The following is a 16,622-nucleotide window of genomic DNA, read 5'->3' on the forward strand; positions in this document are numbered from 1 at the left end:
GCGAAGTCTCCCCCGCCGATGTGGAGCGTCTATTAGCACCGTGTGCCGGTGCCCGCAAGGGGGTTGTGCAAGGGCAGGGCAGAAAAAATACATGCCGCCGATAAGCTCTTCAATTTGGAAAGGAATTCCGGGCCTTCGCCGGGACGTCCGAAACCGAGGGAGCTGCGTCATGAGTGATACCGCCGGCGGCCGCTACCCGAGCCACCCTCCGATCCCGCCGCAAGTGCCGCAAACCTCGCCCCGGCGCACCATGCTGATGAGCCCGGCAATGGTGGTCATCGGCGGCCTGCTCGCCTTCTTCACGGTGGTCTTTTCCGTCGTGATCCTGCCGATCGAGACCTACAAGCCGCCGGCGTCGGACAACTGGCTGCCGATCACCGACAAGGCCCATGACGGCCGCGCGGTTTTCCTCGCCAACGGCTGCGTCTACTGCCACAGCGGGTTCAGCAGGCCTCAGGACGTCTACGAGGCGCTCTATTACACCTATCCCAGGGCGTCGGAACCGGGCGACTTCCACAGCGTTGCCGAAAGCCCGAACGTGCTGGGTACGGCCCGCACGGGTCCGGACCTGTCTCAGGAGGGCGGTCAGCACCCCGACACCTGGCACTTGTCTCACTACGACAATCCGCGCAGCACGACGCCGCTGTCGATCATGCCGCGCTTCAATTTCCTGTCGAAGGATGAGCTCGACGCCCTGATCGCCTACAACCAGAGCCGCGGCGGCAAGGACGGGACCCTGCGCAATGCCGCCATTCGGGTCGGCAACCAGCTGATGCGCCTCAACATGTCGATGAAGGTCGAACCGGACAAACCGATTACGGCCATGATCGACAGGCTGAAGGCCTCCGGCGCCTATCACGAGGGGGGCAAGCCTTCCGACAAGTCGCCCAGCGGCCTGCCGTGGATGGCGGTCTGGATGATCAACAGCTTCGAGCGCGGCTACTGGATGATGAAGGACCCGCTAGACGTGACCAAGCAGAACCTGATCCGCGGCAAGTCGATCTATCTGCAGCGCTGTTCCGGCTGTCACGGGGCGAAGGGCAACGGAGCAGGCCCCGGTGCCGACGATCTGACCATTTCGCCTTTCGTCTTCAACCAGGACCTGACAAAGAAACCAATGACCTCCAGCGGCATGTTCTATCACCGCATCCTGACCGGTGGACCGGGCACCGCCATGGAGAATTTCGGTACCCGGCTGTCGGTCGAGGATATCTGGCGGGTGGTCCTGTTCCTGCGGACCATTCCGAACGGCGGACTTGAGGAAGATCTGCCGACGGTCGCCATGTACGAGCCCTGGACGCCGCCGCCGCCGCTGAAAAACTATGTCGAGACGCACCCGATCGGCGACCAGGTGACCGACAAAGTCGATCCCACCGATCCGTTCATGATGGCCGCGCGCTGGATCGCGCCCGGGATGACGTCTTCGGATGAAATCCTGATCGGCGGCGCCATCCCGATGACCCTCGACAGGCTCTCACGGCTGGTGCGCGCCGATTACATGAAGATGATCGATGACGCCTATGCCGACGCAAAGGCACGCGGCGAAGATCTGCCCAAGCTCGCCAGCCTGCATTCAACAAAGGGGCTCGTTTTTCATGCGCCTTGATCGTCACATTCCCAAAGTGGTCGCGATATCAGCGTTTCTTCTATTGGCAGCGACCGTATCGGCTGAAGCCGTGGCCTATCCGCACGCGGAAGGTGCGCGGATCATGGCCGACTGGGTGCTGCTTGCCTTCATCGTCTTCTTCGGCAGCGCTTTGCTCGTGTTCCTCGTCGCGGTGCGCCGCGGATATTTCCGCAACCTGGAAAACGCCAAGTACTACCTGCTGACGATCGAGGAGGAGGATTACTACACGCCCGACTGGATCAAGGAGGCCGAGGCCGATGACCAACGGCAATGACACCGCCGCCGCGCAGGCGGTATTCGACAATCTGTACGCCCATTATCTGCAGAGCATTCCGGTCTACAGGACCGACATCCTCTGGTCGGGACCGGTCTACATCGCGCTTTACGCGCTGGTTCTGATCGGCGGTTTCTGGCTCCTGAGTTTCCATCTGTCGCGCACGGGCGGAGCGAATCCGAAGCTTTATCATCTGACCTCATTCGAAGGACATCTGACGGAACGGGTCGGAAAACTGGCCCTCTTCAGCTACTTCGCATGGGGGACCGTGATCGCCTGGGCGGCCTATTTCGCCATCAAGCAGGCCCTTTACGGGCTGATTTACTGACGGAGTTATAAGATCCATGTCCGTCTCCCATACCCACTCCTGCTTCACCACCGCCTCGTTCCAGGAGGCCAATTGGCACAACGTCGAGCCGCTTCTGGAATCCTGGAAGTCGCTCCTGCAGGGGTTGCCGGGATACATCGGCAGCGATTTCTGGATACGGCGGCTGGAAAACGGAGACGTGCGTTGCATTCTCCGCGTTGGCTTCGAACATCGCGAACAGCTGGAGGAGTTCCTCGAAAGCCGCTGGGCGCCGGAGCATGTCATCGCCAGCCTTGAGCCTCAGCCCTACGACGTCGCAATCGATCACTTCGAACAGCATCTTTGACAGGAGGTTTCCATGGCAAAGCCAAGCAACACGCAGCCCCCGGCTTCAAGCTACGAGGAACCCCATTCCTATGGTCAGGATGCACGCCATGCGTCCTTCGAGGAAGAAGATTCCAGGTGGCGCAGTCACTGGATCGACTGGCTGATCCTGTCGGCGATGATCGCCGTCTCCCTCGGCTATCACCTTGCAATCTTCTTCTTCCAGCCGGGTCTGGGCTAAGCCATGCAACTCGATGCCATATCGAATTTTGATGCATTGTTTGCGCTTCTGGCGCTGATCGCCTTTGCCGGCCTGGTCTTCCGGATCGTGCCGGTCGGTACGGCCCCGCAACCTGCGCATCGGTACACGCAAGCCGAAATTCTCGCTCATGACCCGGCCTTGCCGAAATACCTGATCGTCACGCTCGCCGCCCTTGCAACAGGCGGATTGCATCTCGCCATTCGAAGTCTCCCATCGGTCTCTGCCTGGCTCATTCACGGCGGGTACGGCGGCCATCTGTTGCGGGACATCGCTTACAGCCACATGATGATCGTCATGGGCGGCACCGTGGCCGTGACGGGCTTGAGCTGGTATGTGCTGCCGCGCATCCTGCAAAGGCCGCTTTACAGCAAGGCGCTCGCCGAAATCGCCTTCTGGGGAACGGTGGTCGGCGCTGCCGGCTTTTATCTTTCGAATGCCATCGGCGGCGGAGCCATGGCGGCGCTTCTGAACAACGGATGGGCCCCGGACGATATCGATTTTTATGTCGGCCTCTGGCGCAACCTCGGCACGGGGCTGTTCGCCACCATCATGGGCGTCGGCTACTGGACCTTTGTCATCAACGTGTTCGTCACCGTGCTGGGCGGCACCGGCACGCAGTCGCCACGTCCGCATCTGCATCTGGCAAAGTTCTTTCTGGTCGGGGCAGGGGCCCTGTTCATAGGCACCGTGCAGGGTGTCTTGCAGGTGGTGCCGGAAAGCGTCGACTGGCTGCACGCGGCCGGCGAAGCCGGGCTTTTCATCGATCCGGTCTCCCATGCCCATGTCAACCTGATCACGGGCGTCCTGTCGATCCTGGCCGGCGTGGTGTTTTACGTTACCCGTGGCGCTGCGGCGGACGACGGCGCGCGCTCCAGGCGCGTCGAGAATTCGGTTTTCTGGGTGCTGATACCGGCGTCTGCAGCCTTCTATGCCGCCTTTCTCTACCTTGGATTTGCCGAGGGGAATCTTATCGTCGACCAGGGACTGACCTATGCCGAGGCCTCCGCCCGCCTAGGCTGGCAAAGCCGGTACCTCATTCCGGTTTCGGGCACGTTGACCTTCATCGGGATCTGGCTCTTCCTCGCGGTTGCCGTAATACGCCTCGTCCGGGTGAAGCCGCGAGGCGCGATCCTCATGGGCTTCGGCACGGGCCTGCTGGCGCTCGGCACATTGCAGGGCGTGCTGCAGGCGATGCCGCCGGTCAGCCAGTGGATGCTGGCGGTCACTCCGGCCGACAGTGCCATCGCCGGTGCCCATGCGCAGGTCAACATCATCGGCGGTGTCCTGCTCCTGCTCCTCGGAAGCGCGCACTCCGTCGGCGTTCCCATGCTGCCCGAACCGCTCGGCCAGTGGCTCCTCGGCCGGGTCGGACTTCTGATGGGCGGCGGCGCGCTGATCTATTATGCCGCGGCGTTGGCCGCCGCGCTGATGGCGGGCCTGGAGATCGGCGGAGGAGGGGGTGGCGCTCTCGGCGCGCTTATTCGCGCCGAAAGCCGAATGTCGGCCGGTACGGTCGCCGGTGCGCTCGCCTACACAGCCGGCGGGGTCCTCCTGCTGCGGCGGGTCTGGGTCATCACTGCCGGCGTACGCCGCGACGGCTTGCGGGATTTCAAGCTCTCCCTGGCCAGAAACAACTCCGCGTCCGACCCGTGGCGCAGACACGTCCGGCCCTGGCAATTCATCCTGCCCGAGTTCCTCGCAGCCCTGTTCGGCTTTCCCGGCGTCGGCTGGATCCTCAGTGGCCGCGCGATGATCGGCGGTCCTCTGATCCTCGCCGGTCAGGCGATCGCCTGGGCGATTATCCCGATGCTGATTTCACCTTACGGCGATCAGCGGCTGCCGCACCTGACGCCGGCGATGCTGGAAGGCTACCTGGTTGCGACTGCCGTCGTGTCGACGGCGGTTCTTTGGTGGATTTCTTGCCAGGATCCGGTTTCAACCGCGCGGCGAAAGAGTGTGCGGCGGACATCGGCGGCGCATTAGTTTCCGCCGACACCGCCCGGTTCGGACCATCTCTTGCAGCCAGACAATGGACAGGCGGAAAAATGGCCGGAGCGAAAGGGCCTGTCCCCGTACCGAACGAGGCGTGACGCCAGGCGGCCCTTCACTCCGACCCGGAATATTTCAGGCTCTTACGCCGAACCTGCCGGGAATGGAGACGCCGCCCATTCCCGAAGGGCCCGTTATTCGGCTGCGACCGTTTCGCCGGTTTCGCCGAGCGTCCGCCAGTCGACGGTTTTCGGATAGACGCCCTCGCGCGACGCAATGGTCGCCTGGCGCACGCGCGGCTCCCCGGTGCCGATTGCCTTGCCGCCTTCGGCAACCTTTCTGGCCGCATCGACCATCAGGCGGCGGAATTCGACGATCGCCAGGTCCGAAGCCCCGAGCACGTCCGCGGAACGATCCGCGATCGGGCCCTGGGTCACCCACATGGCGATATCCTGGTTGGGAATGCCCTTGATGCCGGTGAAATTGCCGAGCTTCATCGCCTGCCGGTCCTGGAGGAAGTTGTTTTCGATCGTGCGGACCGGCTCCCAGCGCTCGTTCACATCGATGCCCTTGCGCGCATGGGCGAATTTCCGCCATTCCTCGGTGGAGGGAACATCTTCCGTGCCCCAGGCGATGAAATGGAAGGCCGTGGTCACGTCGTCGATCGGCACGATGACGCTGGCGACATTGTACATGTTGTTCGGCGGGATCAGCGAGTAATAGGGCGCCACATATTCGGTGATGCGCAGATAGTTGTGCGTGTCCGCGTTCTTGATCGGGCGCCGGATGGCCGCGTAGTGGAAGCCGTAGCTCGTCGTCTGCGTCTGCATGCGCGGCGACTTGTCGGTCGACGGCCGGTACCAGGATTTGTCGTCGGCCGAGGCGCGTTCGACCCGCGCCGGCACCATGTCGGAGGAATGCAGGCTTGAGGAGTGGGCGCTGTCGATCTGGCCTTCGTGGATCTGCGCCCAGTTGCACGGGATGCGGATCTTCAGGATCGCGATCGGGGAATCCTCGGTCGGAGCGAAGGCAGGCGGATCGAATTCCGGCATATCCTCCTTTGCGCCGAACCAGGCCCAGACGAAGCCGCCCCATTCCCTGACCGGATAGGAGCGGTGCTTGACCTTGTCCATCAGCGGGCTGCCTTCGGGCTCCGAGGACATGGCGACGATGTTGCCGTCCACATCCATCTTCCAGCCGTGATAAAGGCAGCGCAACCCGCATTCTTCATTGCGTCCGAGCACGAGCGACGCCCGCCGGTGGGGGCAAAGCTCGTCCAGAAGGCCCAGCCGTCCGTCGGTGTCGCGGAAGGCGACGTAGCGCTCGCCGAGCACTTCCACCAGCAGCGGCGTGCCGTCGCGCTCCGCCACTTCCTCGATCAGGCAGACAGGCGTCCAGTGCTGGCGCATCAACTGTCCCATAGGCGTTCCAGGACCGACACGGGTCAGGACTTCGTTTTCTTCCGGCGTGAGCATTGTGCCTCCCTCAACCTAATTAATTAGGAAACTAAGGGAAACTATCGCATCGTTTTTCATCCGTCCAGACGTTGACAGAAAAATATTAGATTTCTAAGTATATTGCCTGGGCTCGAGATTTGAGCCGGTTTTTAGGGACGGAAAAGACATCGATGACGATAGAATCCGGGGGAATCCGCACGACGGTGACACGGCGGCGGGAGCTGACGCCTGATATCGCGGAATTCACGCTCGTGGCCGCCGACGGCGGGGCTTTGCCGGCGTTCACGCCCGGCGCCCACATCACGGTTCAGACGCCCTCGGACGCCGTGCGTCGCTATTCGCTTGTCGGCACTGGCGAGGAGCCGGACGCCTATGTGATCGCGGTCAAGCGCGAGCCGGAGTCGCGGGGCGGGTCTCGCTCCATGCACGAGCAGGTCCAGGAGGGAACCGAGCTTCTGATCGAGCCGCCTGAAAACGATTTCCCGCTGAAAGATGTACCGAAATACCTGCTGATTGCCGGCGGCATCGGCATCACGCCGATCTATTCCATGGCGCAGAAGCTTGCCGAAGACGGCAAGGCCTTTTCCATCATCTACTGCACCCGTTCGCCCGAGCAGACCGCCTATCGCGAAGAGCTGCAGAAAGCCTTTCCGGGAAAGGTCAAGCTGCATCACGACAAGGGCGATCCTGCAAAAGCCTACGATTTCTGGGACAATTTCGCCGAGCCGCAGACCATGCACGTCTATTGCTGCGGGCCGAAGCCGCTGATGGAGGAGATCAAGGCCGTCTCCGGACACTGGCCGGAAGGCCGGGTGAATTTCGAGGACTTCAAGCCCGTGGAGGTCGTCCGCGCGGACGATCACGAATTCAAGGTCGAGCTGGCCCGGTCCGGCCAGACGGTGACCGTTCCGGCGGACAAGTCGATCCTGGAAGCCCTGCGCGAGAACGGGTTCAAGACACCGAGTTCCTGCGAGAGCGGCACCTGCGGCACCTGCAAGACCCGTCTTCTCGCAGGAGAGCCCGATCATCGGGACATGGTTCTGATGGACGAGGAAAAGGCCGACACCATCATGATCTGCGTGTCGCGCGCCAAGAGCGGAGATCTGGTCCTTGACCTCTGAAAGCGGACCGGTCCGCGTCGGCGTCATCGGGCTGGGCCGGGGCTTTGTCCTGATGCTTCCGGCCTTTCGCAATGATGACCGGGTGCGCCTGGTCGCGGCATGCGCGCCCCGTGAAGACTCCCGCCAGGCATTCGTCGACGAGTTCGGCGGCAAGGCCTACCCGGATATAGAGGCATTTTGTGCCGATCCCGATATCGAGGTGGTCTATGTGGCGACACCGCATCAGCTGCATTGCGAGCACGTGATCGCCGCCGCCAGGGCCGGCAAACATGTGCTGGTCGACAAGCCGCTGACGATCGCGTTTGAAGACGGGCTGCGCATGGTGGAGGCCTGTGACGCGGCGGGCGTACACCTGATCGTCGGACCGAGCCACAGCTTCGATGCGCCGGTCGCAACCGCCCGGCGGCTGATCGACAGTGGCGACTTCGGCAATGTCCGGATGATTCACGCCTTCAACTACACGGATTTCCTCTATCGGCCCCGCCGGCCGGAAGAGCTGAGAACGGACCTCGGCGGCGGGGTGATCTTTTCCCAAGGCGTCCATCAGATCGACATCGTCCGGCTGCTGGCCGGCGGCCGGGGGGATGCCGTCTTTGCCATGACCGGAAAATGGGATCCGGAGCGGCCGACCGAAGGCGCCTATTCGGCGCTGATGTCCTTTAAAAACGGCCCATTCGCCTCGCTGACCTACTCGGGCTTCGCCCATTTCGACAGTGACGAATGGATGGGCTGGACCGGGGAACTCGGCAATCGCAAGGACCCGGACGCCTACGGCGGAGCGCGCAGGGCGCTGGCCGATGTCGCCTCGCCTGAAGAGGAGGCGAAGCTGAAATCGGCGCGGACCTACGGATCCGGCGACATGCCGAAACCGGCCTCGTCCTACGAGCATTTCGGCCCCATCGTCGTTTCCTGCGACCGGGCCGACCTGCGCCTGACCCCGGACGGGGTCCAGGTTTACGGCGATACGCAAAAGCAGTTCGTACCGGCACCCGCCTTCCGGCATCCGCGCCTGGAGGTGGTCGATGCGATTGTGTCGACGGTCAGGGAAAATCTGCCACCGGTACAGAACGGGGCATGGGGGCTCGCGAGCCTGGAGGTCTGTCTCGCGATCCTGGAGGCGGCGGAGACCGGCCAGCCGGTGCGGCTCAAATATCAAATGGGATTGGAGGAGGGTGTTCGCCGATGAGCGATCTCAAACTGTCACTGGCCATGGGCGATTACGACCGGACCCGCGCAATATATGACGGCCGGGTGAAGATCGATGGGGTCGATCCAATCTGCATGCTGCTGTCGCCGGAGGAAATGTTCTTCCGCGCCTTCCGGCATCAGGCGTTCGATATCAGCGAGCTGTCGCTGTCGTCCTATTCCATCTCGGTCGCCCGCGGCGAGCCGCACTATGTCGCCATTCCGGTGTTCCTGTCGCGGGCGTTCCGGCACACCTCGGGCTATATCCGCAACGATCGCGGCATCGGCAAGCCGACCGACCTGATCGGCAGGCGGATCGGCATCGCCGAATACCAGCTCTCTGCCAATGTCTGGTTCCGGGGCATTCTGGAGGATGAATACGGGGTCAAGCCGTCCGACATCGAATGGGTTCGCGGCGGCATGGATACGCCGGGCCGGCCGGAGAAGATCAAGGTTCAGCTGCCGCCGGATATCCGCGTGTCGGAAGCCCCGGAAGGCGCCACACTCAACCAGATGCTGATCGACGGCGACATCGACGGCTTCGTCGGTCCGCGTTCGCCGCGCTGCTTCGATGAAGGCCATCCGAAGATCGGGCGGCTGTTCCCGGACACGATCGGCGAGGCGGAGAGCTACTACCGCAAGACCGGCATCTTCCCGATCATGCATGTACTCGGCGTGCGCCGGTCGCTGGCAGACGAGCACCCCTGGCTGCCGGGCGCGCTTTTCAAGGCCTTCGCGCACGCCAAGGCGATTGCCCAGGAGGCGCTGGCCGACACCTCGGCAACCAAGGTCACCATGCCCTTCGTGGAGGACAATCTCGCCCGGGCACGCGCGCTCATGGGCAGCGAGATCTGGAGCTACGGGCTCGCCCCGAACGTCGCCACACTCGATACCTTCCTCGGCTATCACCATGCCCAGGGGCTGTCGCCGAGACGCGTTTCGGTGGACGAGCTGTTTCATCCCGCAACGGTCGAAAGCTTCAGTCTGTGAGCACCCGTTGCTGCGCCTGCCGATGTCCGTTTCGTCAAGGAGGAGCCTGTCGATGAACCTATCACCAGGAGACATCGTCGAGATCGAAACCGACGCAGGGCTTGCTTACGTTCAGGTTACCCACAATCACGTGTCCTACCCGGAAGTCGTGCGGATGCTGCCCGGTCCGCACGAGGCCCGGCCCGAACTGGCGATGCTGGCAAAGGCATCGGCCGGGATCGCTGGAATGTTCCCGCTCGGGGATGCTCTGGAACAGGGCCGGTTATCCGGCCGGAAACTCGGAAATTTCCCGGTTCCCGGCGAGAGCAGGGTCTTCCCGACATTCAGGATGCCGGTCCGCGACCGTCAGGGCAACGTGGTCTACTGGTGGCTCTGGGATGGGGAGGGGCTTCGTCTGGAGAGCGAAGCCGGAGAAGCTAACGACACGCTGCCGATGCGCGAAGTCATGTCGCTGGATAGTTTCCTGGCGCGGCTGGGCTGAAACGGGCGTCTGCCACAGATCGTCATCAACTGACGTCTGCTGCCGCTTCGCCTTCAATGAGTTCCTGGATATTGCTCTGGATGGCTGCCAGGTATTCCAGCATCGCGGCCCGTTCGCGGTCGGAAAATCCTTCGACCGCATCGTCGACCACTTCCTTGGCAAGCGGGATCAGCTCATCCTTGAGCGCACGGCCCTGTTCGGTGAGAAAAATATTGATCTTCCGCCGGTCGGTCCCGTTCTTCACGCGCCGGACGAGGCCTTTGCGCTCCATGGATTTGATCGCGGTCAGAGTGGTCGGTTCCATCGTTCCGACGGCGTGGGACAGCTCGCGCTGTGTCAGGCCGTCCTGACGCCAGAGTACCCGCAGAAAATACCACATTCCGACGGTAACGCCGTGGGGCGTGATCTTCTGCTGCAGGTACCGCGTCATCAGGCGGTGGGTCGTGCGGATCTGGTAGCCGATGCTCTTTTCGAACGGCAGCAGTTCCTCGTCATGACCTTCCGGACTGTCCAGGCCTGCAGCCTTCGGATTATTCATGGGAACCTTTTTCGATAGCGTGAAGCGACTGCTTTTCCTTTCACTTGTCGGTGGTCAGGTCAAGGTCGCCTTTGGTCCCGCATCTTGCCGGGGCTGGCGCGGGCCCCTGTGCGGCGCGTGGCACAGGGGAGCTTCCAGGGAGGCGCCGGGACGCTAGCGATCCTTGTCGACCGACCCTAGGGCGGGCTGGGGCGCTACCGAAGCGGCGGCCGCCTTTTCTCCGGACGTGTGAAAATAGCGATGCCACGCATATCCGGCCACGAGGCATACGACGGCAATTGCACTGACCAGATAGCCGCCGTAGAGGATCATCGCTCCGCCGATGAAGAACAGGAGCCGCGGTCCACGCGATAGAGCCGTGTCCAGATAGCCTTCGACAGAAACGGCGATGAAGGCGAGCCCGACCACGGCATTCGCTACGGCAAAGCCGATTTCCCATACCGATCCTTCAAGCAGCAGCGCCGGGTTCGATATGAAGGCGAAGGGGATCAGGAAGGCTCCGATCGCGATCTTCACCGATTGGGCGGCGATCGCCAACGGGTTCTCGTCCGCGATCGCGCTGGCCGCGTAGGCCGCCACCGCGACCGGTGGCGTCAGCGCGGACATCACCGCGAAATACAGGATGAACAGGTGGCCTGCCATCTGGTCGATGCCCAGGCTGTGCATCACCGGCGAAATCAGCACCGCGGCAAGGATATAGGCGCTGGGTGTCGGCATGCCCATTCCCAGCAGGGTCGTCAGCAAAGCTGCGATCACCAGCGAAAACAGGATGTTGGATCCCGAAATCAGGAACACCAGCGTGGAGAATTTCGAGGCCAGGCCGGTCATCGTGATGCCGCCGATGACAAGGCCGGCGGCGGCACAGGCACCGGCAACCGCGACCATCCGGATGCTCGTCTCCGACAGGATGTCATAGAGCGCGAGCGGCGTCAGCCGGGTCGCCTTGCGCAGCATGGCAACGAAGAGAACCGCCGTAACGCCGTATACGGCGCTGTAGGTGGGAGTATAGCCTTCCAGCAGCGCCCAGCTGATGACGATCAGCGGGATGAAGAACAGGCCGCCTTCCCGGAAGATCTGCTTGAGCGCGGGGATCTGCGATCGGTCGACGCCTGCCAGTCCCTCCTTCTTGGCGCGCAGATGCACCTGGAGATAGATCGGGACGTAATAGAGCAGGGCCGGAATGATGGCTGCGATGGCGATGTCGATGTAATCGATCCCGGTATATTCCGCCATGATGAAGGCGGCCGCGCCCATGACCGGCGGCAGCAGGCTGCCCCCCGTGGAAGAGGCGACCTCAACGGCCGCGGCGAAGGTGCCGCGGTACCCCATGGTCTTCATCATCGGGATCGTGACGCTCCCCGTCGTCACCACGTCGGACGTGGGGCTTCCCGAAATCGTGCCGTAGAGACCGGAGGAAATGACGGCGATCTTGGCCGGGCCGCCCGGGGACTGGCCGGTCAGATAGGCCGCAAGATCGTAGAAGAATTGCGCTCCGCCGGCTTTCGACAGGGCGGTTCCGAACAGAACGAACAGGAAGGCGTAGGTCGCCGCCACCCTCAGCGGCACGCCGAACAGGCCGTCGGTGGTAAAGACGGTGATATCGAGGAAGTGCTCGTAGGAGATCTCGCCATGGCCGAGGACGCCGCCGAGCCGGTCGCCGAACAGGTTATAGGCCAGGAATACGATCACGATCGCTGTCAGCCCCATCCCGACGGTCCGGCGCATCGCTTCGATGGCAAGGATGAGGATGATTGAGGCAAAGGCGACGTCATAGGTGCTGAGCGGATCGAGAAGCGTGATCCGCTGGGCAATCGTGTCCGCCTGGGAAACGAAATAGGCTCCGGCCAGGATCGAAAGCCCGGCAAACAGCCAGTCTGGAAGGGCGACGCGGTGTCTGTTCGAATGCGGCGACGGCCCGATCAGAAGGAAGGTCAGAACCAGCATCAGTGCGAAAAACGTCATGATCAGCGTCAGGGCATCTTCGCGCGAAAAGGCCGCCGCATAGATGACCCATATCGAGGTCGCTGCCGCATAGGCCTTGATGATTTTGCCGAGCCACCCCTCCGGTTTGCGTCGCACCCCGGTGCTAAAGAAGAAATTCAACACTGCCTTCGACCGTCCTTGCTTGATGTCCTGGTGCGTGAAGGCGCGGGAGGAGATCCCGCGCCTTCCGCTTGATCCCGAGTGATCAGGTCAGAGACCGGCGTCCTTGTAGACCTGGACGGCTGCCGGGTGGTACGGGACGGCCTTCGCCGCTGCCATCAGCTTCACGTCCAGCGGAGCCATCGCCTTGTGTACGCCCTGGAGCTCGGCGACATTGTCGGTGAGCGCCTTGGTGATGTCGGTGACCATCTTGTCATCCGCATCCTTGCGGACAAACAGCTGGGCGGACACCGTGACCGTCAGCACGTCCTGGTCGTTCCACTTGTAGGCATCGGCCGGAATGATGAACGGCTGGATATCCCATTCGTCGACCACCTTCTTGGCGGTGGCATCCGTGATCGGCAGCAGAACCACGTCGATCGCGGAAGCAAGTTCGCGAATGGAGCTGTGGTTGACGAACAGCGAATTGATCAGGATGTCGGCGCGCCGGTCACGCATCAGGTCGCCCTGTTCGCCGGATGCTGCATATTGCACATCCCCGCCCCAGGACTTCACGTTTTCCGGGCTTGCGCCGATTGCGTTGAGCATGGATTCGCCGATGGCGCTCACGATGTTGCCGCGCCGGTTGAGCACGATCTGCGCCGGAAGCTTTTGCGTGGCGATGTCCTCGAGCTTCGTCAGCCCGTGTTCCTTGGCATAGTCGGCATTGACGATCGCCTGCATCGGCGCCCAGGTGTAGAGCTGCGCGATCGTTGCCATGCTGTTGATCGGTGCCTTGAAGGGCGGGCGGCCGGTGATGGCTGCCTTGGCTTCCGCGTCGTGGATGATGGCCAGGTCGCATTTCTTCTGGTCGAGAAGGGCGACATTGGCCAGCCCGCCGCCGGAGGTCTGATAGGTGATGGTGGAGCCGGGGAACGACTTCTTCACCGCCGCGTCGATGCCCGCGCCGAGCAGACTCCACAGGCCGCCGGGGCTCGCGCCGCAAAGGGTGAGGTTATAGGTCTGTGCCGTCGCTGCAGACGTGGCGCCGAGCACGAGCATGACCGCGGCCGCAAGGCCGCGTGTAAATGAAGATCGCATTGATTTCCTCCCAATTAAGCAATGTTTAGATTGCTAATCTAAGAACCATATGGCTTGTCAAAGGCCATTGTCAATTCGATATTTTCGTTTGAAACAAAGGGTTGAACGGCCCTCGACACGAGGAAAAAACTGGGCTAATGAATTTTTGCTTAGTTTTCTAATAATAAGCGGAAAGGCAGACGCGCTCCTTGCTCAAGGACGAATGGTCCTGGTTTTCCTCGATCGGTCCGGTTTGGGGAGGGACATGAAGAAAGCGGGTCACCCAGCATCGGTTGTCTACCCTTGACCGGAGAATTATTCGCTCTTCTATCGGCTCTGGCCTTCAGTTTTGCCAGCGTGGCCATCGCCAGGGGAGCCCGGTCAGGCAGCGGTGAGAGCGGCGTTTTTCTGTCGGTGGTAATGACGGCTGTCCTGTCCGTCGTCGCGTGGTCGGTGTCAGGCAGGCCGGTCGGGCTGGCGGAACCTCGAAATCCCGTGTGGATCGCCGCCGGATGGTTTGCCGTCTCAGGCCTTCTGGCAACCGTCGGCGGCCGGACGACCCTGTTCAAGTCGATCGAATATGCGGGCGTCGTGCGCGCATCGACGACACGCCGGCTGATGCCGTTTCTGGCGCTTCTGCTGGCGTGGCTGATCCTGGGGGAAGGGATTTCCCCGTCGGCCGGCGCCGGCATGGCCCTGATCGCGGCGAGTTTTGCCTTTCTCTATCTGGAAAACCGTCAGGCAATCGGAACCTCCGCCGATGCCGGCCTCGACAGCGCAGGCATTTCGCGCGGACTGGCTTTCGGTATCCTGTCGGCGGCCCATTATGCCGCCAGCTTCATCGCCCGGAAACTGGGTCTTGAAGACGTCCCCAATCCATTTTTCGGCGCCCTGGTCGGGTCGCTCGTCGCACTTTTGCACTATGCCGGCGGCTGCGTGGTGAGCAATCGCTTCCGGTCGCTGGTATGGCGCTCCTTTGCGCGACCGGATCCCTGGCAGCTTGTGGCGGCCTTCTGCATGTCAGTCGGCCAGATCTCCCAGTTCGCCGCCTTTTTGCGCACGGATGTAAGCCGCGTCGCCTTCATCAATTCGGTCGAAGTCTATCTGTCGGCCGCTCTCGCCGTTCTGGTCTTCAGGACCGAATCCCTGCCATCCAGGCCGATCCTGGTCGCGATGGCCCTTGCGACCGGCGGTGTCGTCCTGATCGCCGCAGGTGCCTGACCCCAAAGCCAAATACCTAAGGAGGAAACATGACCGATCAGAGACTTGTCGAGAACGCGATCCGCGAACTCGTTCTGGCCAACCGCATTCTCGCGCGCGAGGATGTCATCGACGATTTCGGCCATGTCAGCGTCCGTCATCCGACCAACCCGGACCGGTTCCTGCTGTCGCGCTCGCGCAGCCCGGAGGTGGTGACCCGCGACGACATCATGGAATTCGAGCTCGACGGGACGCTCGTCTCCGACGACAACCGCCGTCCCTACGCCGAGCGGTTCATCCACGGGGCGATCTACATGGCGCGGCCCGACGTCAATTCCGTCTCCCATCACCATGCGCGGTCGGTCATCCCGTTCTCCATTACCGACATGCCGCTTCGCCCGGTGTTCCACATGGCCTCCGTCATGGGGCCGGATGTCCCCGTTTGGGACAGTCAGCCGGAGTTCGGCGACACCAACATGCTGGTCGACAGCCTGGAAATGGGGCATTCGCTGGCAAAGGCATTGGGCGGCGGACGCGCGGCGCTGCTCCGCGGCCATGGCGCCATTTGTGCTGCGCCGGATCTGAAGGCGATCTGCATGATCTCCGTCTACATGAAGGACAATGCCGAACTGATCCTCAAGACCCTGCCGCTCGGACAGCCGAAATTCCTGTCGCCCGGCGAAATCGAGAAAGCCGGATCGATGCTGCTGAGCGACATGCCGTTGGCGCGGGCCTGGGACTACTGGACCGCCAGGGCCGGCTTTTCAGGCATTTAGCGCCTGTGCGGGCCGGAAGGAGCCGAACAGCAATGATAGCCGGCATCCCTGTCGGCAGACACGAGACCGGTTCATCGGCAGTGAACTTGTCAAAAGACGAAGCCGCGCCGTTTGCCCGTTGTCACACAGGGCTTTGATGAGGACGGGGCCATCGCGCCCTGTCTGCGGCTTCCGGCTTTGGCGTGATCCAGGCAGTTGACGGCAATCGGGGGTGCATGCCCTTGTGAAGAAGGCCCTTTTCAGGGCAAGACGTCCCGAAAGCTGATCAGCCCGTGGAGTGGAAATGCAGTTTCATATGATTGCGAACGGCCCCAAGCCGGTCGCCCCCTTCAGCCATGCAGTCGAAACCGACGGCTTTGTCTTCGTCACCGGCCAGATGCCGGATACGCCGGACGCTCCGGGCGTACTGCCGGAAGGCATCGAGGCGCAGACACGCAATGTCATGGAAAACCTGCGCACCGTTCTGGCCGGCCTAGGTCTCGGTCTGGAGCACGTGGTGATGGCGCGGGTTTATCTGACCCGGTTCCAGGAAGACTACGCCGCGATGAACGAGACTTACCGCAGCTTTTTTCCCGCCGATCGCCTGCCGGCTCGCACCTGTGTCGGTGTAACGGGCCTGGCCTATGACGCGCTCATCGAGATCGACCTGGTCGTGCGCCGGCCGGACTGACAGTCCGGCCCGACGAGCATGGGCATCGTCTCCGGCGAGGGCGGTTGCGCCCTCGTTCCGGCGCGCCAGAGCGAGTTGCCCGGACGACCGCACGACCGCGGCAACCCTGCGAACCTTTATAATATCATTAGATGCCCGACCTGAGAGATAGGTGACAAAACGTTCCGGACACATAGGTAACACTTTTCGTTTTTGCGGGAGGTGTCGATGCCGTGGAAAGAGGTGTCCGTTATGGAGGAACGTCTTCGCTTCGTCGCCC

The 16,622-nt window shown here is 62.3% G+C and carries 17 protein-coding genes; 13 read left to right on the top strand and 4 right to left on the bottom strand.

Annotated elements, in window-relative coordinates; translation table 11 throughout:
- Window positions 1-169: 169 nt before the first annotated feature.
- The 6 genes from HK439_RS25375 to HK439_RS25400 are packed head-to-tail and all read left to right on the top strand — an operon-like array spanning window position 170 to window position 4,777.
- Window positions 170-1,606 carry a cbb3-type cytochrome c oxidase subunit II gene (locus HK439_RS25375; RefSeq protein ID WP_190294296.1) on the top strand — a complete coding sequence of 479 codons (1,437 nt, stop codon included), beginning with the start codon at window positions 170-172 and terminating at the stop codon, window positions 1,604-1,606.
- Window positions 1,596-1,901 carry a hypothetical protein gene (locus tag HK439_RS25380; RefSeq protein WP_190294297.1) on the top strand — a complete coding sequence of 102 codons (306 nt, stop codon included), beginning with the start codon at window positions 1,596-1,598 and terminating at the stop codon, window positions 1,899-1,901. Before HK439_RS25375 ends, HK439_RS25380 begins: the two co-directional genes overlap by 11 nt.
- Window positions 1,885-2,229 (top strand): hypothetical protein, encoded by a 345-nt coding sequence (locus HK439_RS25385; protein ID WP_190294298.1) that lies wholly within the window; start codon window positions 1,885-1,887, stop codon window positions 2,227-2,229. Before HK439_RS25380 ends, HK439_RS25385 begins: the two co-directional genes overlap by 17 nt.
- Window positions 2,230-2,245: 16 nt before the next feature.
- Window positions 2,246-2,554, top strand: coding sequence for a hypothetical protein (locus tag HK439_RS25390; protein WP_190294299.1), 309 nt, complete (start codon window positions 2,246-2,248; stop codon window positions 2,552-2,554).
- A 12-nt stretch (window positions 2,555-2,566) separates the two neighbouring features.
- Entirely contained in the window at window positions 2,567-2,773 is a 207-nt protein-coding gene (locus HK439_RS25395) for a hypothetical protein (RefSeq protein ID WP_190294300.1), read from the top strand.
- A 3-nt stretch (window positions 2,774-2,776) separates the two neighbouring features.
- Entirely contained in the window at window positions 2,777-4,777 is a 2,001-nt protein-coding gene (locus HK439_RS25400; RefSeq protein ID WP_190294301.1) for a hypothetical protein, read from the top strand.
- A 200-nt stretch (window positions 4,778-4,977) separates the two neighbouring features.
- On the opposite strand, the gene HK439_RS25405 is transcribed toward HK439_RS25400, so the two are convergent.
- Window positions 4,978-6,258, bottom strand: a complete 1,281-nt coding sequence (locus HK439_RS25405; protein WP_190294302.1) for a Rieske 2Fe-2S domain-containing protein — start codon at window positions 6,256-6,258, stop codon at window positions 4,978-4,980.
- A gap of 152 nt (window positions 6,259-6,410) precedes the next feature.
- Here HK439_RS25405 and HK439_RS25410 point away from each other — a divergent pair, with 152 nt between their 5' ends.
- The 4 genes from HK439_RS25410 to HK439_RS25425 are packed head-to-tail and all read left to right on the top strand — an operon-like array spanning window position 6,411 to window position 10,017.
- Complete coding sequence (locus HK439_RS25410) at window positions 6,411-7,361, top strand: PDR/VanB family oxidoreductase (protein WP_190294303.1); 951 nt, start codon at window positions 6,411-6,413, stop codon at window positions 7,359-7,361.
- Window positions 7,351-8,547: a Gfo/Idh/MocA family oxidoreductase gene (locus HK439_RS25415; RefSeq protein ID WP_190294304.1), complete on the top strand. Its 1,197-nt coding sequence runs from the start codon at window positions 7,351-7,353 to the stop codon at window positions 8,545-8,547. The genes HK439_RS25410 and HK439_RS25415 overlap by 11 nt, the downstream gene beginning before the upstream one ends.
- Window positions 8,544-9,536: an ABC transporter substrate-binding protein gene (locus HK439_RS25420; RefSeq protein WP_190294305.1), complete on the top strand. Its 993-nt coding sequence runs from the start codon at window positions 8,544-8,546 to the stop codon at window positions 9,534-9,536. The genes HK439_RS25415 and HK439_RS25420 overlap by 4 nt, the downstream gene beginning before the upstream one ends.
- A gap of 52 nt (window positions 9,537-9,588) precedes the next feature.
- A complete protein-coding gene (locus tag HK439_RS25425) occupies window positions 9,589-10,017 on the top strand; it encodes a hypothetical protein (RefSeq protein WP_190294306.1) in 429 nt (142 codons plus the stop codon).
- A 25-nt stretch (window positions 10,018-10,042) separates the two neighbouring features.
- Here HK439_RS25425 and HK439_RS25430 read toward each other — a convergent pair whose 3' ends face one another.
- The 3 genes from HK439_RS25430 to HK439_RS25440 form a co-directional block, all read right to left on the bottom strand.
- Complete coding sequence (locus tag HK439_RS25430) at window positions 10,043-10,555, bottom strand: MarR family winged helix-turn-helix transcriptional regulator (protein ID WP_209012073.1); 513 nt, start codon at window positions 10,553-10,555, stop codon at window positions 10,043-10,045.
- A 153-nt stretch (window positions 10,556-10,708) separates the two neighbouring features.
- The gene (locus HK439_RS25435) at window positions 10,709-12,658 is read right to left on the bottom strand and encodes a TRAP transporter permease (RefSeq protein ID WP_209012074.1); all 1,950 of its coding nucleotides are present in this window, start codon (window positions 12,656-12,658) and stop codon (window positions 10,709-10,711) included.
- A gap of 90 nt (window positions 12,659-12,748) precedes the next feature.
- Window positions 12,749-13,738, bottom strand: coding sequence for a TAXI family TRAP transporter solute-binding subunit (locus tag HK439_RS25440; RefSeq protein ID WP_190294307.1), 990 nt, complete (start codon window positions 13,736-13,738; stop codon window positions 12,749-12,751).
- 282 nt (window positions 13,739-14,020) lie between these two features.
- Here HK439_RS25440 and HK439_RS25445 point away from each other — a divergent pair, with 282 nt between their 5' ends.
- The 3 genes from HK439_RS25445 to HK439_RS25455 all read left to right on the top strand — a co-directional run bounded on the left by HK439_RS25445 (window position 14,021) and on the right by HK439_RS25455 (window position 16,363).
- Window positions 14,021-14,938, top strand: coding sequence for an EamA family transporter (locus tag HK439_RS25445; protein ID WP_190294308.1), 918 nt, complete (start codon window positions 14,021-14,023; stop codon window positions 14,936-14,938).
- 29 nt (window positions 14,939-14,967) lie between these two features.
- On the top strand, window positions 14,968-15,693 hold the full coding sequence (locus HK439_RS25450) for a class II aldolase/adducin family protein (protein WP_190294309.1): 726 nt from the start codon (window positions 14,968-14,970) through the stop codon (window positions 15,691-15,693).
- Between the two features lie 283 nt (window positions 15,694-15,976).
- Complete coding sequence (locus tag HK439_RS25455; RefSeq protein ID WP_190294310.1) at window positions 15,977-16,363, top strand: RidA family protein; 387 nt, start codon at window positions 15,977-15,979, stop codon at window positions 16,361-16,363.
- Window positions 16,364-16,622: the final 259 nt, after the last annotated feature.

It is taken from the genome of Roseibium aggregatum (assembly GCF_014692675.1).
Taxonomy (GTDB): Bacteria; Pseudomonadota; Alphaproteobacteria; order Rhizobiales; family Stappiaceae; genus Roseibium; species Roseibium aggregatum_C.